Annotated in this window: 19 protein-coding genes and 2 pseudogenes; 12 read left to right on the top strand and 9 right to left on the bottom strand. The window is 57.1% G+C overall.

Annotated features, from left to right (window positions below):
- The coding region (locus tag FA743_RS18280; RefSeq protein ID WP_136887516.1) for a transposase at positions 1 to 930 on the bottom strand (930 nt) is incomplete at its 3' end.
- Positions 931 to 1,269: 339 nt separating this feature from the next.
- Between FA743_RS18280 and FA743_RS18275 the strand changes: the two genes are divergently transcribed.
- The 3 genes from FA743_RS18275 (at position 1,270) to FA743_RS18265 (ending at position 3,363) form a co-directional block, all read left to right on the top strand.
- A complete protein-coding gene (locus FA743_RS18275; RefSeq protein WP_136887515.1) occupies positions 1,270 to 2,157 on the top strand; it encodes a recombinase family protein in 888 nt (295 codons plus the stop codon).
- A gap of 205 nt (positions 2,158 to 2,362) precedes the next feature.
- Complete coding sequence (locus tag FA743_RS18270) at positions 2,363 to 3,034, top strand: ParA family protein (RefSeq protein ID WP_136887514.1); 672 nt, start codon at positions 2,363 to 2,365, stop codon at positions 3,032 to 3,034.
- Positions 3,031 to 3,363, top strand: coding sequence for a hotdog family protein (locus FA743_RS18265; RefSeq protein ID WP_136887513.1), 333 nt, complete (start codon positions 3,031 to 3,033; stop codon positions 3,361 to 3,363). The genes FA743_RS18270 and FA743_RS18265 overlap by 4 nt, the downstream gene beginning before the upstream one ends.
- A gap of 10 nt (positions 3,364 to 3,373) precedes the next feature.
- Here the strand turns inward: FA743_RS18265 and FA743_RS18260 are convergent, their stop codons facing one another.
- Complete coding sequence (locus tag FA743_RS18260) at positions 3,374 to 4,180, bottom strand: replication initiation protein (RefSeq protein WP_136887512.1); 807 nt, start codon at positions 4,178 to 4,180, stop codon at positions 3,374 to 3,376.
- 420 nt (positions 4,181 to 4,600) lie between these two features.
- On the opposite strand from FA743_RS18260, the gene FA743_RS18255 reads away from it, so the two are divergent.
- The 4 genes and pseudogenes from FA743_RS18255 to FA743_RS18240 all read left to right on the top strand — a co-directional run.
- The gene (locus FA743_RS18255; protein WP_136887511.1) at positions 4,601 to 6,037 is read left to right on the top strand and encodes an IS1182 family transposase; all 1,437 of its coding nucleotides are present in this window, start codon (positions 4,601 to 4,603) and stop codon (positions 6,035 to 6,037) included.
- A 227-nt stretch (positions 6,038 to 6,264) separates the two neighbouring features.
- Positions 6,265 to 7,104: a hypothetical protein gene (locus FA743_RS18250; RefSeq protein WP_136887510.1), complete on the top strand. Its 840-nt coding sequence runs from the start codon at positions 6,265 to 6,267 to the stop codon at positions 7,102 to 7,104.
- A gap of 154 nt (positions 7,105 to 7,258) precedes the next feature.
- Positions 7,259 to 7,900, top strand: coding sequence for a sulfotransferase family 2 domain-containing protein (locus tag FA743_RS18245; RefSeq protein WP_169308941.1), 642 nt, complete (start codon positions 7,259 to 7,261; stop codon positions 7,898 to 7,900).
- 98 nt (positions 7,901 to 7,998) lie between these two features.
- Positions 7,999 to 8,136 (top strand): annotated as a pseudogene (locus FA743_RS18240) (transposase); the annotation flags it as partial.
- A gap of 225 nt (positions 8,137 to 8,361) precedes the next feature.
- Here the strand turns inward: FA743_RS18240 and FA743_RS18235 are convergent.
- Both FA743_RS18235 and FA743_RS18230 read right to left on the bottom strand, forming a co-directional pair.
- Entirely contained in the window at positions 8,362 to 9,036 is a 675-nt protein-coding gene (locus FA743_RS18235) for an ABC transporter ATP-binding protein (RefSeq protein WP_136887508.1), read from the bottom strand.
- A complete protein-coding gene (locus tag FA743_RS18230; RefSeq protein WP_246055044.1) occupies positions 9,033 to 10,469 on the bottom strand; it encodes a KpsE/RkpR family capsule polysaccharide export protein in 1,437 nt (478 codons plus the stop codon). The genes FA743_RS18235 and FA743_RS18230 overlap by 4 nt, the downstream gene beginning before the upstream one ends.
- Here FA743_RS18230 and FA743_RS18225 point away from each other — a divergent pair.
- On the top strand, positions 10,468 to 11,346 hold the full coding sequence (locus tag FA743_RS18225; protein ID WP_246055043.1) for an ABC transporter permease: 879 nt from the start codon (positions 10,468 to 10,470) through the stop codon (positions 11,344 to 11,346). The genes FA743_RS18230 and FA743_RS18225 overlap by 2 nt on opposite strands.
- Before the next feature lie 318 nt (positions 11,347 to 11,664).
- Positions 11,665 to 13,152, top strand: coding sequence for a hypothetical protein (locus FA743_RS18220; protein WP_136887507.1), 1,488 nt, complete (start codon positions 11,665 to 11,667; stop codon positions 13,150 to 13,152).
- A 77-nt stretch (positions 13,153 to 13,229) separates the two neighbouring features.
- Here the strand turns inward: FA743_RS18220 and glmS are convergent, their stop codons facing one another.
- Both glmS and glmU read right to left on the bottom strand, forming a co-directional pair.
- Complete coding sequence (gene glmS / locus FA743_RS18215; RefSeq protein WP_136887506.1) at positions 13,230 to 15,047, bottom strand: glutamine--fructose-6-phosphate transaminase (isomerizing); 1,818 nt, start codon at positions 15,045 to 15,047, stop codon at positions 13,230 to 13,232.
- Positions 15,047 to 16,390, bottom strand: a complete 1,344-nt coding sequence (gene glmU, locus FA743_RS18210; protein WP_136887505.1) for a bifunctional UDP-N-acetylglucosamine diphosphorylase/glucosamine-1-phosphate N-acetyltransferase GlmU — start codon at positions 16,388 to 16,390, stop codon at positions 15,047 to 15,049. The genes glmS and glmU overlap by 1 nt, the downstream gene beginning before the upstream one ends.
- 256 nt (positions 16,391 to 16,646) lie before the next feature.
- Here glmU and glmM point away from each other — a divergent pair, with 256 nt between their 5' ends.
- Positions 16,647 to 17,990, top strand: coding sequence for a phosphoglucosamine mutase (glmM, locus tag FA743_RS18205; RefSeq protein WP_136887504.1), 1,344 nt, complete (start codon positions 16,647 to 16,649; stop codon positions 17,988 to 17,990).
- 201 nt (positions 17,991 to 18,191) lie between these two features.
- Positions 18,192 to 19,547 carry a glycosyltransferase family 2 protein gene (locus FA743_RS18200; protein ID WP_169308940.1) on the top strand — a complete coding sequence of 452 codons (1,356 nt, stop codon included), beginning with the start codon at positions 18,192 to 18,194 and terminating at the stop codon, positions 19,545 to 19,547.
- Positions 19,548 to 19,562: 15 nt separating this feature from the next.
- On the opposite strand, the gene FA743_RS18195 is transcribed toward FA743_RS18200, so the two are convergent.
- Together FA743_RS18195 and FA743_RS18190 are read right to left on the bottom strand one after the other, a co-directional pair.
- Positions 19,563 to 19,967 (bottom strand): hypothetical protein, encoded by a 405-nt coding sequence (locus tag FA743_RS18195; protein WP_136887502.1) that lies wholly within the window; start codon positions 19,965 to 19,967, stop codon positions 19,563 to 19,565.
- A gap of 178 nt (positions 19,968 to 20,145) precedes the next feature.
- Complete coding sequence (locus tag FA743_RS18190) at positions 20,146 to 21,435, bottom strand: nucleotide sugar dehydrogenase (RefSeq protein WP_246055042.1); 1,290 nt, start codon at positions 21,433 to 21,435, stop codon at positions 20,146 to 20,148.
- A gap of 490 nt (positions 21,436 to 21,925) precedes the next feature.
- On the opposite strand from FA743_RS18190, the gene FA743_RS18185 reads away from it, so the two are divergent.
- Positions 21,926 to 24,397, top strand: a complete 2,472-nt coding sequence (locus FA743_RS18185) for a glycosyltransferase (RefSeq protein WP_169308939.1) — start codon at positions 21,926 to 21,928, stop codon at positions 24,395 to 24,397.
- Positions 24,398 to 24,497: 100 nt separating this feature from the next.
- Here the strand turns inward: FA743_RS18185 and FA743_RS18180 are convergent.
- Positions 24,498 to 24,865 (bottom strand): annotated as a pseudogene (locus tag FA743_RS18180) (integrase core domain-containing protein); the annotation flags it as partial.
- Positions 24,866 to 24,976: the final 111 nt, after the last annotated feature.

Here is a 24,976-nt window from a genome sequence, read left to right as displayed (position 1 = left end):
GTGGCCGGCGAGCCTGGCCACCACCTCCGGCGCCACTTTGCGACGGCGCATGTATTCGAGCGCTGCGTCGTTGATGACGTAATCCTCGCCACCAGCCTGTAGCAAAGATAGAAAGTTCAGTCGTGACTTCGAGCGGCCTGTCCGAAACACGGTAAAGTGGTCACCACCAATCTGCGTGGTGATCCCGTCGCGGCGGGCATGGCGGGCGCCAGTGTCATCCACGCTGATGAAAGGTGCTGTCGCCAGGCCGGTCCTCAGAACCGCCCGATCTTCCGCCACGAAATCCTCGAGACGGCTGGTCAGGATCCGCACGACCTGCCGCTTGGAAATCTCTATGCCGATCCCGTTCAGGATCGAGGTCAACCGCTCCGTCGTGACCTGCCCCTGGGCATGAAGGACAAGACAGAACCGGCGCAGGTTAGCACCAAAGCCGCCGATCAATCCCGCCGGCAACGGCGCGATGATTGTGTTGCCCTCCGGCGTCAGCCACCGCTCCCGCCGATAGCGGACAAGTTCGGCTGACATGACCAGCTCACGGACCAGGAGGATTTCATAGCCCTTGAAGCGCGATCCTGCCGGAGCCTCGGTTCTCAGTACCTCTTCGCGCGTGACACGGTCTGTGTCGCGCTTGGGTCCCCTTCGCCGAGCCGTCCCTGCTGCCTTGCCAAGGTCGCGGTTCGCCGCCTTTTCCATGCCGGACGGCTTGAAAGGGGGTCGTGGTGGCAGGTTCTTCAGCCGCGCAATCTCGTCGCGCAAGTCCTGGTTCTCAGCCTGGAGAGCAGCCCGGGCAAGTTCGGACGTCTCGAGTTCGCCTCTCAAGTCGGCGACCTGGGCCTCAAGCGCACCAAACCGTTGCGACAGATCCACCGCGAGCCGACGCAGGGCGTCGGGGGACAGTGTCTCAGATCCATCATCCGAAAGCGGGTTCATACGATCATGAATCAGACATCGATCAAGAGCGCAACGATCATGCCCGGAGATCTGCCCCAGTTACCGCATCTGATTTCTAAAACGAGCCTAACTATTCAACGTAGCTGAAATGTTTTCGAGATTTATATCATCATTTAAGCATGTTAATGACGAATACTAAGGTACTTGTCGAGCGGCGATTTAAGGATTGTCGCGCTTAGCTGCGCGCGCACCAGAGATTGGCAGCTGGCCATCACGTGTTGAAGAAACAGGGCATAAGAACAAAGTTGAAGCGCTTGCGTACGTTTACAAACGGTTGTTTATCTAAGCTTAAAGTATTTGCAAAAACGGACCTTCCCGATGCCCCTGATCGGCTATGCGCGCGTGTCTACCGAAGATCAGACCCCCCTGCCCCAGGTGCAGGCTCTAACGGCGGCCGGCTGTTCCCGGATCCACGAAGAGCAGGCCTCGGGCGGTGACCGCGCGCGGCCCGTTCTGACGCGGCTGCTGGAGCAGGTGCGGAAGGGCGACACGCTGGTGGTGGTGCGCATCGACCGGCTGGCGCGGTCATTGTCGCATCTGCTGGAGGTGATCGAGCGGCTGGAGGCCAAGGGGGCGTTCTTCCGCTCGATCGAGGATCCGATCGACACGGCCAGCCCGCAGGGAAAATTCACCCTGCAGGTTCTGGGGGCTGCCGCCGAATTCGAGCGCGCCCTCATCCGCGAACGCACCAAGGCGGGACTGGCCAGCGCGCGCAGCCAAGGCCGCATCGGCGGCAATCCCGGGCTACGGGCCCGCAACCCGGCCGCCCTGCGCAAGGTCAGCCTGGCGCGGCACGAGGGCTATCTGGAACGGCTGTCCGGAACCGCGCAGGAATGGGTGCCCCAGGTCCGCCGCCTGCGTCCCGACATGGCATGGGAGGATGTCCTGCGCCTCATCAACGCCCCCCTGCCCCCCTCGCGCCACTGGACGCAGGCGCGGCTGATCCGGGCGACCCGCGCCTATATTCGCGACGGCTTCCTGCCCCAGACGGTGCTGGGCCGCGCCAAGCGTCAGGTCGGCAATGACCGCTTGCCGGTCATCGTGGCGGCGATCCGGGGCGCCGATCCCGACATCACCCTGCAGGCGATCTGCGACCGGCTGGAGGCGATGCGCGAGCGCACGCCCCGCGGGCGGACGACATGGCAGCCCTCATCCGTCAGGATGCTACTTAGCCAGGCCGTCAGGCTGGGCCTGCTGCCGGAGTAAGGGTTAAGCTCCAGAGTATCCGGTAGCTATCAGATATCTTTTGCTACCAATCAAGTATCGGATATCGAATGGTAGCTGTTAGCTATCAGATATTACAAGCTATCTGCTAGCTACCGGATACTATCATATATCTGGTAGCTATCTGGTATCCTCTTGCAAAGATCCCCCGATACCTGCTTCCTGCCGGAAACGTGCAGGAGCAGCCATGCCGACCATCAGCTTTGCAAATCCCAAGGGCGGGGCAGGGAAGACGACAACTGCCCTGCTGGCCGCGATCCAGCTGGCCGAGGCGGGGGCCACGGTCACCATCATCGATGCCGACCCGGAACGCTGGATCTCGCAATGGGGCAACCTTCCGGGAAAGCCCGAGGCCGTCCGGATCATCAGCGACGTGACCGAGGATACGATCATCGACGTGATCGAGCGCGAGGCGGCCAAAGCCAATTTCGTCATCGTCGATCTGGAGGGCACGGCATCGCTGATGGTGGCCAATGCGATCGGCATGTCGGATTTCGTCACCATCCCGCTGCAGGGATCCAGCATGGATGCGAAAGGCGGCGCCAAGGTGCTGAGGCTGATCGCGTCGCAGGCCAAGATGGCGCGACGCGCGATCCCGCACGCGGTCGTCCTGACGCGGACCAGCGCCGCGATCCGATCACGCAGCCTGAAGAACGTGGCCGGCGAGCTGGAAGAGGCGGGGGTTCCCGTCTTCCAAACCGCCATTGTGGAACGGGCGGCCTATCGCGACCTCTTCGATTTCGGCGGCACGCTCCTGTCGCTGGATCCGGCCCAGACCAGCAATATCGCGAAGGCCATCGACAATGCCCGGGAATTCACCGGCGAGCTGGTCGCCAGGATCCGGGAGGCGGCGCAATGAGCGGCACACGTGCGAAGATCGGCTTTGGAGAGGCGCTGAATGACCTGGGGGGCTTCGCGCCGACCAAGCGCGAGAAACCCGCCCCCGAACCGCTGGCCGCCGCCGCCGCAGGCTTCACCCGGCGCGAGCCGTCGCCCGCACCGGAGCCCGCAGATCCTCCCAAGGCGCAGAGGCGGCGCAGGACAGGGCGCAACGCCCAGATCAACATCAAGGCCCGGCCCGAGACGCTGGAGCAGTTCTATGCCGCCGCCGACGCGATGGGCCTGGGGGTCGGGGAGGCGTTCGAGGTTGCCGTCAAGTTGCTGCAGAAAAAGATAGCCGATAGCTAACCGCTACCAATTAGATATCAAGCGCAAGCGCATATTGGGAATGGCTTTCGGAATAGGGCGCCTTCATCTCGTCCACGGTCTTCACCCACCAGCGCAGGCGGATCCGTGTCACCTTCCGGCCGATCCGTTCCACAGGCTCGACTTCGCAAGAAAAGGGCGCCAGCTTGATCACTTCGGCAATCGCGGGCTCGATGGCCTTCTGCCTGAAGTTTTCGAAACTTGGCAGCTTTCCGTCGGGCACCCCGAGAAGGTTGCGGAAGGCCTCGACCTCGAAATCCTCATGGAAGACATGATGCAGCCGGACGCGACGGGACAAGGCCTCGTAAAGGGCCAGGCCATATTTGGTGCCGAAAGCCTGCAGGGCGGCCAGCTCAAGCTTGGTAAAGACGACGCTCTCGTGGAGTAGGGGGGCCAGACGCTTGTCGAAGCTGTAGGTCAGCATGCCGTGCCGTCTGTCGCTGTCGACCATGTCGTTGCTGCCCAGCAGCTGCACCCGGGTCGTGCGCCCGTCCAGACCGCGCACGATGACCACCGTCTTCCTCAGCGCCTCGATGCTGTCGCTGATCCGCTCATTGCCGGCATGGGTGCCCCGGAGTTCGGACAAGGGAATGCTGAAATCGCGCCCTTCATATCCCATGTCCGGGCCGAAGGCGTTGGCCAGCGGGCGATTGTAAAGGCGACGGGCGGCCAGCGACAGGCCGGTCGCCCCCTGGATGTCGATCAGTTCGGCAGGCTTGATCATCTCGCCGCCCGCCGGGCGCATCTCGAGCGTGCGGCGTGGATTGTAACTTATGGGGTGATTTTCCGACGTCGTCATCTGTGCCTGCCTCGGTTTCAAGGGCGATGATGGCCTCTTTGCAGGTTCAGAGAACCCCTTCCTGTGAAATCACCCCATCGGTTACAATAGGTTGCAGCGGTGGCCCGCCGAAGCACCCGATCGGTTACGACAGATCACCCCAAAGGTTATCGTCGCGCCATATATAACAATAAATTCAATATTTTATATTTTATGAAGAAGAAAGAGAAGAGAAGCTTAGAATTAGGGGACATCACGTCTGTCCCCTAAACGGAACCGTCGCAAAAAACTGCAGCAAGTGAGCGTGGCAATAGGCGATCCAAATTGCTGCAGATGAACAGCCATCTTCGCGCAGGGCACCGCCCAGTCTCAAAACAGATCCAGACCGTGTGAAAACTCGAACCGGATTCCCAGCATTGAGCGGCCGTGGTATTCTTGGGCATGGCACATATTTCAGGCGGTGATCGGTCCCAGCTCCTGCTTTTGCCGGACTCTGTGGACGACTATGTGGGGTCGGACAACGTTGTCCGGTTTATCGATGCTTTCGTTGACGGGCTCGATCTGAAGGCTGCTAGCTTCGAGCGGGTCCAGGCGAAGAGTACCGGTCGACCGGGATATGATCCGGCCGATCTTTTGAAGCTCTACATCTATGGATACCTGAACCGGGTACGGTCCAGCCGCCGGTTGGAGGTCGAGACGCGACGCAACCTTGAAGTCATCTGGCTGCTCCGCCGCCTGACGCCCGACTTCAAGACAATCGCAGACTTCCGACGTGACAACCGGACGGCGTTCCGCCAGGTGTTCCGGGAGTTCGTGGTGCTGTGTCGCGAACTCGACCTGTTCGGACGAGAGTTGATCGCGGTCGACGGCACCCGGATCAAGGCGGTGAACAGCCGGGAGCGGAATTTCACCAAGGCCAAGCTGGCCAAAGCGATGGCGGAAAGCGATGAGCGCTTGGCGCGGTATCTCAAGCAGCTTGATGAGGCCGACAAGGACGGTGAGGACGCGCCAGAGAGGGGCACCGCCGAAAGGCTGCAGGAAAAGATCGCAGCGCTCCGGGAGCAGCGTGAACGCCTTGATGATCATGGCAAAACCCTTGCGGACAGCGGTGAGGACCAGATCTCGCTGACCGACCCGGACGCACGCGCGATGCACTCCAGCAGCCGTGTCGGGGTCGGTTACAACATCCAGATCGCGGTCGATACCAAGCACAAACTGATTGCGGAGCAGCAGGTCCACAACAAGGTCAGCGACTTGGGCCTGCTGACCGAGACGGCCAAGGCTGCGCGTGAGACCCTCGATGTTGCGCAGATCGATGCCGTGGCCGACCGGGGCTACTTCAAGATCGAAGATATCGAGGCCTGCGAGATGGCAGGCATCATGCCTCACGTTCCCAAACCGCAGCGCGGATCTGCTGTTGCCAAGGGATTTTTTCCCAAGGACCAGTTCCGTTATGACGCCGAGGCAGACATCTACACATGCCCGGGCGGCGCGGCTTTGCGCCATGTGCACAGCCGCCCGGTTCGTGGCGAGATCCGGGTGTTCGATTATGCCAATGCCGCTGCCTGCAAGTCCTGCGCACTCAAGACACGTTGCACCACCGCGGCCTACCGCAAGGTTGCGCGCTACGAGAACGAGGCCGTGCTGGACCGGATGGCAAAACGGCTTGCCGCGCGGCCCGGGGTGCTCGATGAGCGGCGCGAGAGCGTCGAGCACCCGTTCGGCTCCGTGAAGCAATGGATGGGCCAGGGTGCATTCCTGATGCGCAGGCTGGAGAACGTGCGCGCCGAGTTCAGCCTGACGGCCATCGCCTACAATTTGCGTCGAGCGATCGGCCTTGTCGGCATTCCGGCGTTGATTGCGGCCGTCCGACCGTAAAGGCTCAATATTTCCTCAAGTATCAGCCCATATTCGCCTTCAGAAACCCCCACAGGACCCCAAAACCCACGATCAAGCGTTTGATCCGGATCCCCTAAAGGAAAATCTCCGATCCAGCCAAAACCCCTGCACACCATCAGACCTCGGCAAGTTTTCACACGGTCTGGATCGGTTCCGAACCGCATCCCTGCCCAGCATCTTCTTGAGATCCCCAAATAAGCGATCCTATGATCGTAAAGATGCTTTCAAACCGAGATGCCTCAGAGGAGATGCCCATGATTCGTGCTCATCTGGCCACGTTTCCGGCCCGGTCGGGCATTCTCATGCAAACCATCCGGTCGATTCTGCCCCAGGTGGACAAGCTGTGCATCTGCTTTAACCAATACGACAAGATCCCTGCCGCGCTGGCCGACGAGCCGAAGATCGACGCCCTAGCCCCTGATCGCGATCTAAAGGATGCGGGCAAATTCGCCTTTGACGTCGCAGCTGACGACATGGTGTTCACCATCGACGATGACATTCTCTATCCGCCCGATTACGTCACGACGACCCTGTCCTTCTTTGACTTCGTCGATCCCCGGGACAGCGTTCTGGGGCATCTGGGACATGCCTGGGTTGCAAAGGGCAAGCTGGGGCAGATGGGCTGGAAGAACTGGATGTTCCTCAAGCGCAACCCGAACATGGTCAAGGTCGATTTCCTGGGCACCGGCACGACCTGCCAGCTGGGACAGAACCTGCCCCGCCTGCATCAGATCGAGAGTGCCTCCGGCTTTGTCGATCTGCGCCATGGGCGGATGCATGCCGAAGCCGGGCGCAGGATGTGGGTGCTGCCCCATGATGAAGGATGGATGGCCAGCACAATGACCGACGATCTTCGCGCCAGCTCGCTCTTCGATACGGTCAACCGGGTTGCACCCCCGCAGATGAGAACCGAACTTTCCGCGCTGCTCAAGGCCCGGACCCCGGACTCCGGCGAACATTACCGCCACTTGCGACAGCGCGGCTTGGTCGCGCGGCCGGTGGGTCCTGCGGCCGCACGGTTGGATCAAGGCAGGCTGCAGGGCTGATCCGGCAAGGCAGACCTCTCGTGACAAAGCCGGATGCCCGGATTGTGGCCAAAAGACAAAGCCCTTAGAAAGCGCGAACGAAGGTCCTTCATGGGCGGATCCGACCACGCTCTGCGCGATGCAGTTTGACGACGGAACAAGGAAGACGGCATACGTGGCAATCATCGTCGACAAGATTAGGCTGGCCTATTTTCCTGCTCCGAAAGTGGCCTGCACCTCCGTGAAATACATGTTCTACAAGCTCGAGAACGGACGGGATTTCGTGGATGGCGTCCGGAACAGCAGCATGTTTCACATCCACAGCTATTACGGGTCGGCACCGTTTTCCGCAGCACCCCTGGACAGGCTGACGACGCATGAGAGGATCTGCATCGTCCGCGATCCGATCAAACGCTTTCTGTCCTGCTATTCGAACCGGGTTTTGTTCCACAGGGAATTGTCGGAACATCACTTGTCCCCCGAGGCGATTGCCGCAGGTGCGGTGCCCGATCCCTCCCTGGAACTCTTCACCAAGCGCTTGAAGATCTATCGCAAGCACTCCCCCTCCATCCGCCATCACACCGATCCTCAGACCCATTTCCTCGGGCCTGACCCGGAATTTTATTCAAAGATTTATCAGATGAGCGAGCTGGACGAACTGGCTTCGGACCTGTCTCTGAAATCCGGCATGCAGTTGGATCTGCCCCATGCCCAGACCGGCGGCGAGAAGATCGATCCGCGCGACTTGTCCGCAGAGACCGTCGACCAGATCCGCGACTTCTACCGCAAGGATTATGAGGCCTACAGCTTCGCCTGACCGGGCAGTCCTGCTGGTGCTCTGCTCCCTGAAAACTGGACCGTTTGAAACTGAAGTTTTCGGCTAACCTTCCCTGGCTGGGAGAGGAGCTGAGAACGATGAAGGCATCGAGGTTCACGGAGGCGCAGAAGGCGTTTGTCCTGAAGCAGGGTGAGGAAGGCACGCCGGTGGCCGAGGTCTGCCGCAAGGCGGGGATCAGCCAGGCGACCTACTTCAACTGGAAGAAGCGGTATGGCTGAAAATATAGTGGTCCAAAAAAGACGACGCTAAATTTCGATGCATCAGGATCGTAAGCAATTATCGTGAACGAAATCACGGTGCTCAGCAGCCGGTTCCAGTTCTTGTTGAAATTTATTAAAACATAATTAGGGTAGTGGATATGACATCATCATCGCTATATCCCAGAAAAATTCAATCATCTCACGCGAGTTGTGTTGAGAAACGATTATTTTTTCGAATCATTAAATCAGAGAAGATTTATTTAGTTTCATATTACTTAAGTGCGCCGCAATCGCGGCCTCAATATCTTGATAAAAGGTCAGCCGCCCTTGTTCAAGAACAGCCCCCGCATGGCAGATTTCGCGCAGCAGGCTCATAGAATGGCTAACTACAATTGCCCCTGCCCGAGACATTCGCTCGTTGAAGACGTGATTCGACTTAGCCTTAAAAGCCGCATCGCCCACAGCTGAGACCTCGTCTACCAAGTATGTGTCAAAGGGCACGGCCATGGAAAGACCGAAGGCCAAGCGCGAACGCATACCAGAAGAATATGTCCGGATCGGCAGGCGGAAGTGGTTGCCCAGCTCGGCGAAATCCTCGACAAAGTGCAACAGCTCCTCTGTGTCAACACCGTACACACGAGCCACGAAGCGGCAGTTCTGCTCACCCGTCAGTTGGGTACTGAACGATCCGGAAAAGCCCACTGGCCAGCTGATCGTGCCGGTCGAGAGTATTTTGCCCGACGACGGGAGCATCGCCCCAGATATCATCCGCAGCAGCGACGATTTACCTGCGCCATTACGTCCCAATAAGGCGACGGATACACCTGACGGGAAAGTCGCGGTGATATCGCGCGCCACAACCTTATGTTTTCCGTTCAACGTGTAAGTCTTGCAAAGGTTCTGCAAGTGAATCATCGACGGTCTCGAAGACTATAGAAAATTAGGCTGCCAATTATCCATAGTATCGTTAGAAAGCCTGCAAGTATCAGCAGCAGCTTGGCTCTCTCAGGAAATTCGGCCTCTTGCGCCAAAGTGGGACGGATATAGGGGGCAAGGTACCGTGACTGGCGTACAGCTTCGGCACGAGCCGACTCATAACTAGCCAACGCAGCCGTATAGCTGGTCTCGGCAAACTGCCGATCCATAGCTAGGATCTCGTACTGACCTACTACGTCCGACAGTGCCATATCCTCACTATTTGAGCCGACTTTTTGCCGTTCAGCCTCGATCTGCTCGCGAATGACCCTGATGCTCAGCTCTGTCTGACTAATACGCGAGTCCTGAGGCTGTGCATTAGCCTGCAACAAACCGAGCGACACGAGTTGTTCAGCCAGTTGTTGCTGAAGCAAAGTGACAACGCCAATCTGACTTTGAACATCCGCTACTGGATCAACTAACTGGTAACGATTGCGAAACTCTGTCACGGCTTGGCGCGCCGTGCGCAGGCGGTCCTGCGCACGCTCCAACTCGTCGCGAGAATAGCTTAGCGCATCTTCGCGCGCGATGTCGTTTAGCTGGTTGATGACAATGCCGCTCTCTTCCAAGATGGCAGTTGCGATATTTTGCGCGTCGTGAGGATCGAATGCTAGGACGCGCAGATCGATCATGCCGGTGTCGTAATAGATACGGACCTTGCGTTCCCATTCGGAAACGAGGTTCTCTATCGAGTTGTTGCCGCGAAAGCCAAAGACCGGATCGCGCGGCGCCTTGGACCAGATTTCGCTCAAATTTAGCCGCGCATCTACTCGCTCTACAAGGTCTCGGCTCTGGATGAACTTGAACAGGATGTCCGTGTCCGAGGTTGAACTAGAGGTGACGCCAACCAACGATCCCAGTCCACCCAGCACATCGGCAGGACTGGGGGCAGACTCGCTGCGCACTGAGAAACCTACATAAGAAGCGTATTGATCAGCTGCACGGTTGTACAAGTAGTAGGCGCTAACCAGAAGAGGAATGATAACTGTCAGAGCAAAGCTGATGGCCATGCCGTAATGACGCTTCTTCAGCTGCGCCGGGTTGGCGGTAGGTAAAATAGGCTTCAGCAGTGCAGCCTGAATGCGCTGCTGCCGTTCCGGGTCAACTTTCTTAGGTTGACTTATAGCTTTCTCCACGTCCTTGGATACAGCTCGTTTTTCTACAATTTTTTGTCCCGAGGTTTTATTAGACTTCATTTGATTGTCTTGGCGCGGATCTGACGCAAGGACTGCATCAGCTGGTGAACTTGGCTTTTGTTCGTGGGCGGACATACGCTCTACTCCGCCTGTCTCGTTGCTCTTGCAAAGGCTCTCATACATAAACATGTCACTCAGTTCCAGTACGGATCCTGTAGCGGATGCGTGAACAGCCATGCGCGAGAGCAATTTTATGTCTCAAATCTCCGAATCCGCGAACGAAGATGTGCAGTTGCCGCACAAAAAAATTTCAGCCCCACCCCATGAACTGAAAGAGGTCCGGCTGCATCGTCGCTTTGCGAGCCTACGTGCCATCAGCGCGTTGATCCTGCGTGAGATGCAAACCAGCCATGGTCGCGCCTCAGGTGGATATCTCTGGGCCATCGCCGAACCAGTAGGGGGCATTGCCCTGCTAACCCTGATCTTTTCAGCTGGATTCCGGACGCCCCCAATGGGCACCAATTTTGCCATTTTCTATGCGACCGGCATTGTCCCATTCATGGCCTATCTGGACATGTCTGGCAAAGTGGCCAACTCTATTCGCTACTCAAAGCCCCTCTTAGCTTATCCGGCGGTAACTTTTGCCGACGCGCTTGTCGCACGCATCCTGTTCAATACCATAACTCATATTATCGTAGCTTCTTTGATATTTACCGGAATATGCTGGGTAATGGAGACCCGCACCGATCCCCAGTTTGACCAGATTGCGCTTGGGATGGTCATGGCGTTGTTGCTGGCCACGGCCGTAGGAGCAATGAACTGCTTCCTATTTGAAGCTTTCACATGGTGGCAGCCCATTTGGAGTATCCTGATGAAGCCATTATTTTTGGTCTCATGTATATTTTTTGTTTTTGATAATATCCCACTTCCATATCGTGACTATTTGTGGTGGAATCCATTGGTTCATGTGGTTGGTCAAATGCGCCATGCGTTCTATCCAAGCTATTATGGAGACTACATCAGCTACATGTATGTGTTTGGCCTCAGCTTAGGAATACTAGCCTTAGGGTTGGCATTGCTGGTAAGATATCACCGCGATCTACAAAATAGCTGATAAGGTGCTTCGGCCTGCCGTGGTTTGGCACCACTCCTTTGATAGGTTACGGACCAATTGATTTGACGTTACTTGCGTAAATCAGGACTCCATCCTGAACACTTTCAATGATGGCAACTAGTTCTTTGTCTATTGCCGCTTCAAAGTTCACGGACGAGTAGTAGTAACAAGTGCTGCATGACAGGTTCATCGCTTTCCACGTAACCCGTACTCCATTGATCATGAAGGATCTCTTTCCACCATTTGCATTCGTTATCGGTAGTAATTTTTCACGGTTGAGCTATCGTCAGCTAAACCACGTACCGCTCCTGGCGTACTATGGAAATATATGGTGAAACATTGAATTATAATGCGTCGCACCTCGTCCTTCACATTGGGCAAACTAAAGCCGGCAGTACGGCCATACAGAATTATCTGGATAGTCAACGAAATGAATTATTACGTCACAATATCTTAGTTCCAGACCTTAGCTTAAGCAGATCTAATCCATTCGATCTTGAGCGCACGTCTGGCCACCTTAAGCTTATTCGCAGCCTCGCTCGAAACACAAAACAAACCGACTTACAGCTAAAAGAGTTAAGCACGCATAAACGTGTGGTGCTCTCGGCCGAGAATATTTTCCACGATCGCCCCGATAAAGAGATTGCCGAAATAGCCAATTTTTTTTGTAATTATGAAATTACATTGGTTCTTATCGTAAGATCCACGGAATCCTGGCTTAAGTCGCGCTACATCGAAAATATAATGAGCGGCTTTAAAGCGTGCTCATCAACGTTCGAGGAATTTCTTCAGATTTCCATATCTGGCGGCGTGCATGATTATGCAAGCCGGCTGGATTCAATAGTGACTGCCCTCGGTGCCAAGCACATTCGTGTTATAAATTACGACGCTGAGTTAAATAAATGTGGAATTATACCTGCTTTTTTAAAAGCAGCTGACTTGCCAGTTACAGATTTCTCTAGAGCCAATACAATTCGATCAAATGTGAGGGAATCTCATGCCTTCCTAATTGAAGCAAAAAGAAAACTAAACTATCTCACCAAAAATATTTCCCTTACATTGCGGTTGGAGCTGGAACATAAAGTTCGTTTTCTAGCTCGCAAGATAGTTAAGGAAATGAAAGTATCACCAGCCGCTTGGAGCCAACCGATTTCATTCACTTCTAAAGTTTATAATGAAATTATTAATTCTAATAAAAGATTAATTGAAGAGTTCAAGCTCCACCCTTCGCTGCCCGACCCCAAGCATAAAAAAATAATTTATATGCCCGATCACCATGATAAAATTCCGGCTGAAAAGCTCATAACCAATGGCTTGAAAACAGCAGCAACTCTTCTAAAAAATAATTCGCAGAGGCAACTTGCATCGCCTTCAATATCGCTCCTTAATTTAAATGGCATCGAAGCTGTAATAGAAATTATATTTCATTCGACTGTGAGCTTTCACCTGTCTAGTGAAACGGCACTATGGGCCGCTCTGTATGAAAAAAGATTTCCATTTCTCATATCATCAAGAAACAATATTAAAAAAATCAATGAAGCCTCATCATTCGTGATTTCTTCAAAAATTCTCGACTGCCGCGACCTTAAAAATATCAATGATTCAAGTAAATATTTCTCGCCTGGAATTTTTATTGTTCCTCCAGATATTTCTACGTCTAGAATTATTAGTGTCCTCAACAGATTACCAAATATAAGCAAATTAATTCTATCGGGGTATGGTAGTAAAAAAGCATGCAACGTATCTAATCAGGTAAAATGTACAATTTACAAGCAAATAGGTGGTGTCCATGTGCTGAATTTATGAGTTTGTAATTAACCACAAATCAAATATCATAAGGTTAAAATTTATATATTATTAGCTTAAAAACCAGGGCCAGTTGCCTATTCGACCGTTACGGACTTTGCCAGATTGCGGGGCTGGTCCACATCGGTGCCCTTGGCGACCGCCGTGTGATAGGCCAGATATTGCATCGGCACCGCATAGAGGATCGGCTGGAACACCCCCCCGCCCGAGGGCATGGCCAGACTGGCCGTCACCCCTTCGCCCGCTGCCGCGATCCCGCTCGCATCCGAGATCAGCAGCACGCGGCCGTGGCGCGCCATCACCTCCTGCATGTTCGAGATGGTCTTGTCGAACAGCGCGTCATGCGGGGCCAGCACCACCACCGGCACGTCGCCGTCGATCAGCGCGATGGGGCCGTGCTTCAGCTCGCCCGAGGCATAGCCCTCGGCATGGATGTAGCTGAGCTCCTTGAGCTTCAGCGCGCCCTCCAGCGCCACCGGATACAGCGCGCCGCGCCCCAGATAGAGGACGTCGCGGGCCTGGGCCAGCCAGTCGGCCTGCACCCGGCAGTCGTCGGACAGGGCCAGGGCCTGGGCCAGCAGCGCGGGGATGCTGCGCAGGTCGCGCAGATGGGCGGCCAGCCCCGCATCGTCGATCCGGCCCCGCACATGCGCGGCCTTCAGCGCCAGCACGGCCAGCACGGCCAGCTGGCAGGTGAAGGCCTTGGACGAGGCCACGCTGACCTCCATCCCCGCCAAGGTCGGCAGGGCCAGATCGGAGTCGCGGGCGATGGCCGAGGTGCCCACGTTCACCAGGCCCACGGTCTGCGCGACCTTGCCGCGCGCGTAGTGCAGGGCGGCCAGGGTATCGGCGGTCTCGCCGGACTGGCTGACGGCCACGAAGAGGCTGCGGTCCGACAAAGGCGGCTCGCGATAGCGGAACTCCGAGGCCACGTCGATGTCGCAGGGCAGGCCCGCCAGGCTCTCGAACCAGTATTTCGCGACATGGCCCGCCAGATGCGCCGTGCCGCAGCCGACCAGGGTGATGCGGTCGATGCTGGCCAGATCCAGCCCGTCGGGCAGCACGATGCGGTCTTCCTTGACGTAATGGGTCAGCACGTCGCCGATGACCACCGGCTGCTCGGCGATCTCCTTGGCCATGAAATGGCGGTGCCCCGCGCGGTCGATCACGCTGGCGCCCACGTCGATGCGGGCGATGGGGCGGTGGGTCTGCTGCCCCTCTGCGTCCCAGACCTGCAGGCCCGCACGGGTCAGGACGGCGTGGTCGCCGTCCTCCAGATAGGTGATGCGGTCGGTGAAGGGCGCCAGCGCGACGGCGTCCGAGCCCAGATACATCTCTCCGGTGCCGTGGCCGATGGCCAGAGGGCTGCCCCTGCGGGCGGCGATCATCAGATCGCCCTCGCCCTGGAACAGGAAGGCCAGCGCGAAGGCGCCGTGCAGCTGCGCCAGCGTCGCGCGGGCGGCCTCCAGCGGGGTCAGGCCCCGGCCCAGGTGATGGGCGCACCACAGGGCGACGGTTTCGGTGTCGGTCTGCGATTCGGGTTGGATGCCCAGATCGGCCAGACCGGCGCGCAGCTCGCGGAAATTCTCGATGATGCCGTTATGGACGACGGCCACGCGGCCCGACTGGTGGGGATGGGCGTTGACCTCGGTCGCGGCGCCATGGGTGGCCCACCGGGTGTGGCCGATGCCCGCATGGCCGGGCAGGGGCTGGTGGACCAGCCGGTCGCTGAGGTTGACCAGCTTGCCCACCGCGCGGCGGCGGTCCAACCGGCCCGAGGCGTCGACGGTGGCCACGCCCGCGCTGTCATAGCCGCGATATTCCAGGCGCCGCAGCGCGTCGACCAGCTGGGGCGAGACCTCGTGGCTGCCCAGGATTCCAATGATGCCGCACATCAGCGCGCCTCCCGTGCGGCGCGCAGCGCCGTCATCAGTCGGACCGCAAGGCCCGGTTTCGTGGCCTGCCGCGCGCGGCCGATCGCCAGCGCGCCGTCGGGGATGTCCTGGGTGATGACGCTGCCCGACCCGGTCATCGCGTCGGCGCCGACCGTCACGGGGGCGACCAGCATCGTGTCGCTGCCGATGAAGGCGCGCGGCCCGATCACCGTGCGGTGCTTGCCGACGCCGTCATAGTTGCAGGTGATGGTGCCCGCGCCGATATTGCTGTGCTCGCCCACATGGGCGTCGCCCAGATAGGTCAGGTGGCCGACCTTGACGCCCTCGTCCAGGACCGCGTTCTTGATCTCGACGAAGTTGCCGACATGCACGTCCGAGCCCAGTTCGGCGCCGGGGCGCAGGCGGGCGAAGGGGCCGACGGTGGCGCCGGCGCTGACATGGCAGCCTTCCAGATGGCAGAAGGGCAGGATCTCGGCCCCCGATTCGATGGTGACGCCGGGGCCGAAGACCACGTTCGGGCCGATGATCGCGTCGCGCCCGATCACCGTGTCCAGCGCGAAAAAGGTGCTGGCCGGATCGGTCAGGGTGACGCCGTCCTCCATCGCGCGGGCACGGGCGCGGGCCTGGAAGGCGGCCTCGGCACCGGCCAGTTCGGCGCGGGTGTTGATGCCGAGCGTCTCGGCCTCGTCGCAGATGACGACATCGGCGCGGTGGCCCTCGGCGCGGGCCAAGGCGGGCAGGTCGGTCAGGTAGTATTCGCCCGAGGCATTGTCATTGGTCAGCCGCACCAGCAGGCGGCGCAACAGGCCCGCATCCAGCGCCATGACGCCCGAATTGCACAGCGCGATGTCGCGGGTGGCGGCGTCGGCGTCCTTGTATTCGACGATCCGGTCCAGCCCCTCGGCGGTGACGATCAGGCGGCCGTAGCGGCCCGGATCCTCGGCCTCGAAGCCCAGCACCACGAGATCCGAGGAGTGGCTGGCCAAGGCGGCCAGCGTCTCGGGGCTGATGAAGGGAGTGTCGCCGTAAAGGACGATGACGCGACCCTCGAACCCTTCCAGCGCGGGCAGGGCCTGGCGGACGGCATGGCCGGTGCCCAGTTGTTCGGGTTGCAGCACGGTCGCCGCCTCGGGGTCGAGGCGGGCGACGGCCTTGGCGACGGCGGGGGCGCCGTGGCCGGTGACCACGACGATCTGTTCGGGATCGAGGCTGTGGGCGGCGGCAAGCGCGTGGCCCACCAGCGGCACGCCCCCCAGCCGGTGCAGCACCTTGGGCAGGTCCGAGTGCATCCGGCTGCCCTGGCCTGCCGCCAGAATCACAACCGCCACTGCGTCTTTTGCCATGCCTGCCCCTCGTTAAATTATTTTTGACGCGTTTTAAACAAAGCTGCTAGGGGATGAAAGATCATGAATCACCTAAAATAAATAAGGTAATTCTTTCAAGATACTATGCCGATTATAGCTAGGTTTCCAGTTGCCCGCCTCTTTCTATAAATAGCCATGTTTCGTAGACGCCTTCTAAGTTGGTTTTAAGGCCGAAAGACCATGACGGCTGAAGCTTAGGAACGTTCACATTGCCCAGCTAAGAGAAGGCAGAGGGATGAGCAGAAAACTCTTTGGAACCGACGGTGTCAGGGGCCGCGCGAACACCCACCCGATGACGGCCGAGATGGCGCTGCGCATCGGGGCGGCCGCCGGTCGCTATTTCCGGCGTGATGGCCGTAACCGGCACCGGGTGGTGATTGGTAAGGACACGCGGCTGTCGGGCTATATGCTGGAAAATGCGCTGACAGCGGGGCTGACCAGCACGGGTATGAACGTGCTACTATTGGGTCCGGTACCAACGCCCGCTGTGGGGTTCTTGACCCGGTCGATGCGAGCCGACTTGGGCGTCATGATCTCGGCCAGCCACAACCCGGCCGAGGATAACGGCATCAAGTTTTTTGGTCCCGACGGCTTCAAGCTGTCCGACGAGGCTGAGGCCGAAATCGAGGCCATCGTCGCAGGCCAAGTCGACCCCGCTCAGCCCCATAATATCGGTCGTGCCAAGCGTATCGACGACGGACGTGGACGCTACATGGAGTATGCTAAAACCACGTTCCCGGCGAAGCTACGGCTGGACGGGCTAAAGGTGGTGCTAGATTGCGCGAACGGCGCGGCCTATCGTGCGGCGCCAGACGTGCTATGGGAACTGGGCGCTGAAGTGATCCCCCTGGGCATCAAGCCAGACGGGTTCAACATCAACGACTGTGTCGGCAGCACCCATCCGCAGGCCTGCGCGGATGCCGTGCGCGCATATGGAGCGCATTTGGGAATCAGTCTGGACGGCGATGCCGACCGGGTGGTGATAATCGACCAGACAGGCCGGGTGGCTGATGGCGATCAAATCATGGCGTTGCTGGCAGGCCGGTGGGCTGCGCAGGGGCGGCTAAAGGGCGGCGCGCTGGTCGCTACCGTCATGTCCAATCTGGGACTGGAGCATTTCCTGAACGCACAAGGTTTGCGGCTGGAACGAACCCGCGTGGGCGACCGCTATGTGGTCGAGCGGATGCGCGAGGGCGGCTTCAACCTGGGCGGCGAGCAATCGGGCCATATAGTGATGACAGATTATGCCACCACCGGTGACGGGCTGGTGGCGGCGATGCAGGTTCTGGCTGCGATGGCCGAGACGGGCCGCCCCGCCAGCGAGCTGGTCACCCAGTTCGAACCGGTGCCGCAGATGCTTAAGAACGTGCGCTATGCGGCGGGCGCGGACCCTTTGGCGACGGCGGCGGTGCAGCGGGTAATCGCGGATGCTGAGGCGCGACTGGCCGGTAGTGGCCGGGTGCTAATCCGCAAATCGGGCACCGAACTCCTGATCCGGGTAATGGCCGAGGCAGAGAACGAGGCGGTGCTGCGCGAGGTCGTGGATGGGATCGTGACCGCCGTCGAGCATGCGGCCTGATCTCGGCTCTTGCATCACTAAGCGCGTCTTCATGAGGTGATCCGGGAAAATTTGCCACCATTGGTACGCCGGCCGATACGACAGGCTCTTGAATTTGCCTACCGGGCGATCGCTCTCACCAGCGCTGGAGGCGAGCTACGGCTGATGATAGGTTTGCCGCTGCGCCCCATCCCCGCGGCAGAGCAATTACATGAGCCCCCAATGACGCACGCGACCACGGAGCAGCAGGATCAAGACGCTGTCCTACGCAAAAGCGGGATCTTCGATGCCGCTTGGTACTCCGCCCAATACGCGGATATCGCCCAGAGCGGGATGGAGCCCTTCGAGCATTACCTTAAGGTCGGCCGGTCGATGGGTCGGGATCCTGGCCCCGGCTTCAGCGAGGTCTTCATGCGGCATGCCTCGGCCCGGTCGCTTGCCGAGGGCGAGAGGGCTGGGCATCGCCTGTTGTCGCAGAAAGGGCCAGATATTATGCCGGATAGGGTCATGCTGGGAGCAGCCGCTCTGTCAAGACTGGGCCGCCGCGAGGATGCCATTCGGCTGGCCCGGGATCATCTCGGCCACCGGGCCGAGCGGGCTATCAGCCTACTTCTGGCGAATATTGCAATACTCTCCGGCAACGAGGGAGGTTGGCTGGAACATCTGAACGCCTATCTCGAGCCCTATGACATCGAGCGGATTTGCTTACGTCCCGGGTCGAGCCTCCTGCATCGTCTTTTGACCACGCCGCCTCCGCAGATTTCGGGCGGGCCGATGGTCAGCGTCATCATGCCAGCCTATCAGGCGGCTACCTATCTCGAGCCAGCGGCGAATTCCATCTTGCAGCAGAGCTGGAAGAACCTCGAACTGCTGATCATCGACGACGGCAGCGAGGACGGAACATGGTCACAGATGCGAGAAATTGCCACCCGTGATAACCGGGTCCGTATTCGCCGCAATCCCCGCAATCAGGGCCCCTATGTTGCAAAAAACCTTGCGCTGCAGGAGGCGCGCGGAGATTTCGTGACCGGACAGGATGCGGATGATTGGGCCCACCCCCGGCGCATCGAGCGGCAGGTGACCAAGCTAATCGAAAGCCAGGGTTCGATTAGGGCCGGGACCGGCATGATGGTGAGGGTCAGCCCCGGCGGTCTCTTTGACGACGTCATCCGCGCCAGCCCCAATCATTCACCGGACGGCTTCCGACGTAGAGCCTTCATCTCGTGCATGTTCGACAGACAGTGCCTTCAAGAAGAAATCGGCTATTACGATCCGGTCAGGTTCGGTGCCGACGGCGAGATGCTGCAGCGTGCTAAAAAAATCTTAGGTGACGGGTTCTGCGACTTCGACATCTTTACTATGCTTTGCCTCGACCTGCAGACCGGTCTGACAAATCATCCTGAACTCGGTTTGAAGACGGTTACCGGCGTGTCTGCCGTGAGGCGTGCCTATAATGCGAGTTGGCAGGAATGGCACAGAAACACGCCTCCTGAAGGTCTTTATAATCCCTACCCGCTCGGACCCCGGATGTTCGAGGCCCCCGAGGACATCCTAGTGGACTTGGCTTCTACAAACTAGCCTGCGGACGCTGCCTTACTTCCTGCCACGCAAGGACAATAAAATATCCTTAGCGCGGCGTACCGGCACGGTCAAACGCCAGGAGGTGCTGGAGAGAAGCTCGGCTTGGTATCGCCTCAAGTCTTTGTTATTGCGCTTGGACTCTTCCAGCAGCCGCGTTAATATTGCTGTCTCTTGGAACCTCGTTTCCCGCTCTGCCTGCAAAGCCGCATTGAGTGAATCGACATTGGCCTGAAGCATCATAGTCCGGTCTTCGGTGCCAGTGCTTAAGGCTTCGGCACCGGCTAGGTTTGGCGCCTCGATCTCATTGCTACGCAGATCCAGCTCAGCCTCTGCAGCGTCCAGTTTGCCTCGCATTTCCTTGATGAGCCTTATGAGCACAGCGGCCTCGTCAAATCTCTTCCGTCGTTCGGTTTCCAAAAGAAATTATCCTCCTACAGCGCCGTCATAGCGCAAGGTCCTGAGCGTGGCAGTCGAATACTCGCTTTAGGGCTGAATCTACGTGCAGATAGCTGCAAGGCGCGATAATGGCATTGGCTTTCAGAATGCTTGATCGGTTCAGCTCGACAATAGGCGTCACGCTCAGCAGAGCCATATCCTAGAGCCTTAGGTCGCTCTCGGTGATACCAAAGGCCGATTTCATGTCAAAGAGAACCCCCCGCGGTTTGAGCAGTCTGCGCAGCCGCTCTGCGCCCGAACGGACTACTTCCTCGTGGGCGACCGTCAGAACGATGGCATCGTATTCGCCCGTCTCAGGCAGGGCGGTCTCAATATGCAGGCCATATTCCTCATGAACCTGCGCGGGATTGGCCCAAGTGTCCGCAACAATGGCTTCGATGCCCCAACCCCGCATGTGGTTCAGCAGGTCGATGACCTTGGTGTTGCGGGTATCGGGGCAATTCTCCTTGAAGGTAAAGCCAGCGACTAGCACCTTCGCCCCTTTGATGGGTAGATCGCGCGCCACCATCGCTTTGATTAGCCGGTGCACCGCGTTGCGCGCCATGCCATCGTTGATCTCGCGTGCCGAACGGATAATATCGGGGATAAAACCTGCTGCCGTCGCCTTGTGCACGAGGTAATACGGGTCCACCCCGATGCAGTGCCCACCAACAAGGCCCGGGCTCAGTTTGATAAAATTCCACTTGGTCGCGGCTGCATCCAACACCTCATGGGTGTCGATGCCCAGATGCGAAAAGACGATGGACAGCTCGTTGATCAGCGCAATATTCACATCGCGCTGCGTATTCTCGATGATTTTTGACGCCTCGGCGACCCGGATCGAGCTGGCCTTGAAGGTGCCGGCCTCGATAATACGGTTGTAGATCGCGTCGACAAAATCGGCGACCTCTGGCGTCGAGCCAGAGGTGACCTTAACAATCTTGGTCAGCGGACGCGCTTTGTCGCCCGGATTGATTCGCTCGGGGCTGTAGCCCGCGAAGAAATCTGTGTTGAAGCGCAGCTCCGAGACCTCTTCGACGATGGGGATGCAGTCCTCCTCAGTTGCGCCGGGATAGACGGTGGATTCGTAGATCACCACGCCGCCCGTACGGATGGCCCGGCCGACCACGCGCGAGGCCGAGATCAGCGGACCTAGATCCGGCCGCAGAGATGTGTCGATCGGCGTCGGGACCGCGACGATAAAGACGTTGCAGCCTTCCAGATCATCTTCCGCAGCAGTGAAACGGAGGGACGACACACGGGCAAGCTCGCGCGCATCTACCTCGCCAGTGACGTCGTTTCCATCACGCAGCGACGCGACCCGACCCACGTTTAGGTCGAAGCCTACTGTGTCGAATGCCTGCCCCAGAGCAACTGCCAGCGGCAGGCCCACATAGCCAAGGCCAATGACCGCAATCTTCAGTTCTTTCGGCGGGATAAAGGCTGACACTTGGATTCTCCTAAGTTGGCCGGAAGCCTGCATGCTAGGAGATATCCCGAGGCTTCTTCGTGGTCGGCTTATAGGTCGCGAGGGCCGAACTCAACTGCGGATAGTGAGCTACTCTCCAGAAACAGGGCTGTGGCGGAAGCTGCGATCGGACGTTTGCTGATCTCCAAGGATGAGAAGATCAGAACATGGGAAAACGAAAGACCATGACGCGGGTTTAAAGGACAGTGTAGCTTGCCACCTGTAACACCCGAATAGCTATCCCGGCGGCGCAGCCAGAGTGCGACACCATGATCGAGCCGAAAAACTCCAGCATCCCGTGGTACCAAGTCAGGGAACAGCGAACCATACATGTAATCGCCACTGTGGGTTGCGCACTCTGCATGTTCAAAAGTATGAGCGAAGCATTCCGGCATACCCGGACGAAACCTTCATCATCGCCTCTAGGGACACAGCCCTGCAGGCACCTGTATGCCGGAGAATAATTATGCCCTTGGCACCTGCACCCGAAGCAATAGAGCGCATCTTCGGCATGAAGCAGTTTGATGCTGTTTGGTATAGAAAGACTTTCCCGGATGTTGACGCAACACAGATGGATCCCGCCGATCACTTTCGAAAATATGGAAGCATCATGGGACGGGCACCCAATGCAGGCTTCCACGAAGATCCAAATATGCTTCGCGCGTTACTTAAACCAATGCCTAAAAAAGGCGGAGAACTGGTATCTGCTTACGAGATTGCCCGGCACGGGGATCATGATTTAGCTATCAGCTATGCGCGTCTGCATCTGCCTAGCGAACGCGCGTATACAATCGAAGGATTACTTGCAAATCGTGCACTATCAAGAGGGCGAAGAAAGCAGTGGCTCGGACACTTAAACAACTACCTAGGGCATTTTGAGGTCGCGCCCATAGCGATGAAGCCTGGCGAACAGCTAATTGATCAGTTTGCTACCGATCCATTGCCCCCAGCCATCGGCGGTCCACTTGTCAGTGTGATCATGCCAGCATGGAATGCTGAAACAACTATCTTTGCGGCGGCAAAATCGATCTTGGAGCAGACATGGCGCAACCTCGAGCTTCTGATTGTGGATGACGCCAGCACCGATAGCACTTGGCGCGTTATCCAGCAGCTCGCAGCCCAAGACTCCCGAGTGAAGGTGTTCCAGAACGCGATTAATGTTGGCCCCTACATGTCTAAGAACGTCGCGGTATCCCAGGCCGCCGGTGAATGGATTACAGGACACGATGCCGACGATTGGGCCCATCCAGAACGCATCGCTAGACAGATAACATTTAGCATCCTAAAAGATCGCCCGGCCACACTAAGCGGAATGGCGAGGATAAGCCGCACGGGGGAATTTGTGAGGCTTAACCAGATTGGTGATTTCGTTAATGATGGTATCTGCCGCGCGGCGTTTATTTCGCTGATGGTTCAGCGCCAGTACTTTAAGGATGTCCTCGGTTTTTGGGATAACGTTCGTATGGCCGGAGATTCAGAGCTAATTCACCGAATTCTCAAGGTGGAAAGAAGGGGTGTGCCCCAACTGCGCGCCATGACAATGTTATGCTTTGATACCCCTAATGGACTGGCTAAGAAAGCTAAGGTTGCGACCAACGACAATAGTGAAGCTCTTTCACCACGCAAGATATATAAGAAAAACTTCACAAAATTTCACAGCTCCCTATCAAAGAACAACAGCGCCGTTCTCGATTTGTCTTGCCGGCGTTTTCCGGCGCCCGCCGAAATGGTTAACGATCAACAAAAAATAAATTTACTCGTTGAGAGCTACAAGAAGCGAGGGATCTCTCTCAAAGAAACAATATCTGTTGATGTGGCAATTATTACTGAGCTCAGGTTCCCAGGTGGGAACGCATCTTCCACCCTAGATGAAGTTCAATTCCTATCAGGACTTGGACTGAAAGTGCGGCTGATCCAATGTCCAATCGATAGCAGTAGAGGCCGAACACTTTCAGAGCGATATGCATTGTGGAACGATCTAATTACGAACTGGTCGGACGTGGAGAGCCTTGATGCAAAGGTCGTTATCTGCCGTCATCCGAGGGTCGCACTTTCACGAGCCTTTAAGCATATTGTAGAAAAAATCTCCTGTGACCACTGCTATATTATAAAAAATAACTCACATCTACGCAGCACGGGCGAACCTGTGTACGACATCGACGCATTGGTGCAGATGTCTAAACAACTTAAATTTAGAAATGTTATATTTTGTCCTATCAGCCCGGTAATGCGAACTGAACTTGAGAAATATAAGGCGAATAGCAAGCAAGACTTCCGCATCGCCGAAAGTGACTGGAACCCGACGTTTGCGCTTGAGATGTATGAGCACTCTCCGCGTGCCGCGATGATTGCTCCGTTCCGGATCGGACGCCATGGCCGCGATGGTCCAGAAAAATGGCATGAGGACGCGGATACATTGCGCAAAATTTTTCCAAGTGATCCGGACTTTAAGATCGACATTCTGGGCGGAGCATTCAATGCTGAATTTATCCTTGGAAAATTGCCAGAGAATTGGACAGTTCGGCCGTTCGGCAGCGCTACTCCTCTAGATTATCTTGCTACGTTAGACGCTTTTGTCTACTTTCCGAATACTGGACTAGTCGAAGGTTTCGGTCGGACAGTGGTTGAGGCTATGCTGGCGGGCATTCCGGTAATCTTACCCAGGTCTTTTGAAGGCACATTTGGTGATCTTCCATTGTATTGCCTGCCCGCGGATGTAGAAAATATCGTTAGGCGGCTTTCCGCGAGTGGCGATACACCACGTATGCGTTATTTAACTGAAGTTCAGGAAATCGCTACTGCACGGTTTTCTTCAGCCGTCATCAGACGGCGGATGACAGGAACACCTCTAGACTTTCTATCGAATCCCAACGAGAAAAATTTAAAATTTAGTCTTTCACACGACAGCGCCTCTTATCGTCAAGAAATGCAATTAATTTTATAATAAATTAATAAAATATATAAATAAATATAAATTTTTATGTTATTTATGCATACGCATTAATGCTGTCGTTTTTATATCCATTAAATTTGTCGCGCAAGATCTAGGCGTTCAGTCCCGGCATCTGGTGGATAGGGTTTAGGATGAATCTGTCTGGCTCAGATGTCCAGATCTTGCAGATGTATTCGTAGGGCGTGAGCCCTCCGAGTGTCTTGAGTCGGCGGGCGAAATTGTAGGCGCCATGAAGTCGGCGAGATGAATGCGAAGCTGATTGTGGCCGTCGTAATGGAAGCGTTTGACGGTCGCGTCCTTGATCGTTCGGTTCATCCGCTCGACTTGGCCATTCGTCCAGGGGTGCTTCACTTTCGTCAGCCTGTGCTCGATTTCATGCTCCCTGCACACGCGGTCGAAGATATGCTCGAAGGCGGTTATGTCACAGCTTCGGTTTGTAAACTGAATGCCGTAGCATGTTGGGAATGACGCGCTGTTGAAGGTTATGGCCGCCTGCGCAGCCCCCAAAATTGCGCAGCAGGCGGCCATAACCGGGTCGCGGGTCTCTATGGTGGTTTTGCGAACCACACC

It is taken from the genome of Paracoccus gahaiensis, assembly GCF_005048225.1.
GTDB classification, from domain to species: Bacteria; Pseudomonadota; Alphaproteobacteria; order Rhodobacterales; family Rhodobacteraceae; genus Paracoccus; species Paracoccus gahaiensis.
The sequence above is the reverse complement of the archived record's forward strand: the minus strand, read 5'-3'. Positions and strand labels throughout refer to the sequence as shown.

Coding starts and splice junctions, on each gene's coding strand:
- FA743_RS18275 (WP_136887515.1), top strand. CDS start 1,270: ATGCCCCTGATCGGCTATGCGCGCGTGTCTACCGAAGATCAGACCCCC.
- FA743_RS18270 (WP_136887514.1), top strand. CDS start 2,363: ATGCCGACCATCAGCTTTGCAAATCCCAAGGGCGGGGCAGGGAAGACG.
- FA743_RS18265 (WP_136887513.1), top strand. CDS start 3,031: ATGAGCGGCACACGTGCGAAGATCGGCTTTGGAGAGGCGCTGAATGAC.
- FA743_RS18260 (WP_136887512.1), bottom strand. CDS start 4,180: ATGACGACGTCGGAAAATCACCCCATAAGTTACAATCCACGCCGCACG.
- FA743_RS18255 (WP_136887511.1), top strand. CDS start 4,601: ATGGCACATATTTCAGGCGGTGATCGGTCCCAGCTCCTGCTTTTGCCG.
- FA743_RS18250 (WP_136887510.1), top strand. CDS start 6,265: ATGATCGTAAAGATGCTTTCAAACCGAGATGCCTCAGAGGAGATGCCC.
- FA743_RS18235 (WP_136887508.1), bottom strand. CDS start 9,036: ATGATTCACTTGCAGAACCTTTGCAAGACTTACACGTTGAACGGAAAA.
- FA743_RS18225 (WP_246055043.1), top strand. CDS start 10,468: ATGCGCGAGAGCAATTTTATGTCTCAAATCTCCGAATCCGCGAACGAA.
- FA743_RS18230 (WP_246055044.1), bottom strand. CDS start 10,469: ATGGCTGTTCACGCATCCGCTACAGGATCCGTACTGGAACTGAGTGAC.
- FA743_RS18220 (WP_136887507.1), top strand. CDS start 11,665: ATGGAAATATATGGTGAAACATTGAATTATAATGCGTCGCACCTCGTC.
- glmS (WP_136887506.1), bottom strand. CDS start 15,047: ATGTGCGGCATCATTGGAATCCTGGGCAGCCACGAGGTCTCGCCCCAG.
- glmU (WP_136887505.1), bottom strand. CDS start 16,390: ATGGCAAAAGACGCAGTGGCGGTTGTGATTCTGGCGGCAGGCCAGGGC.
- glmM (WP_136887504.1), top strand. CDS start 16,647: ATGAGCAGAAAACTCTTTGGAACCGACGGTGTCAGGGGCCGCGCGAAC.
- FA743_RS18200 (WP_169308940.1), top strand. CDS start 18,192: ATGACGCACGCGACCACGGAGCAGCAGGATCAAGACGCTGTCCTACGC.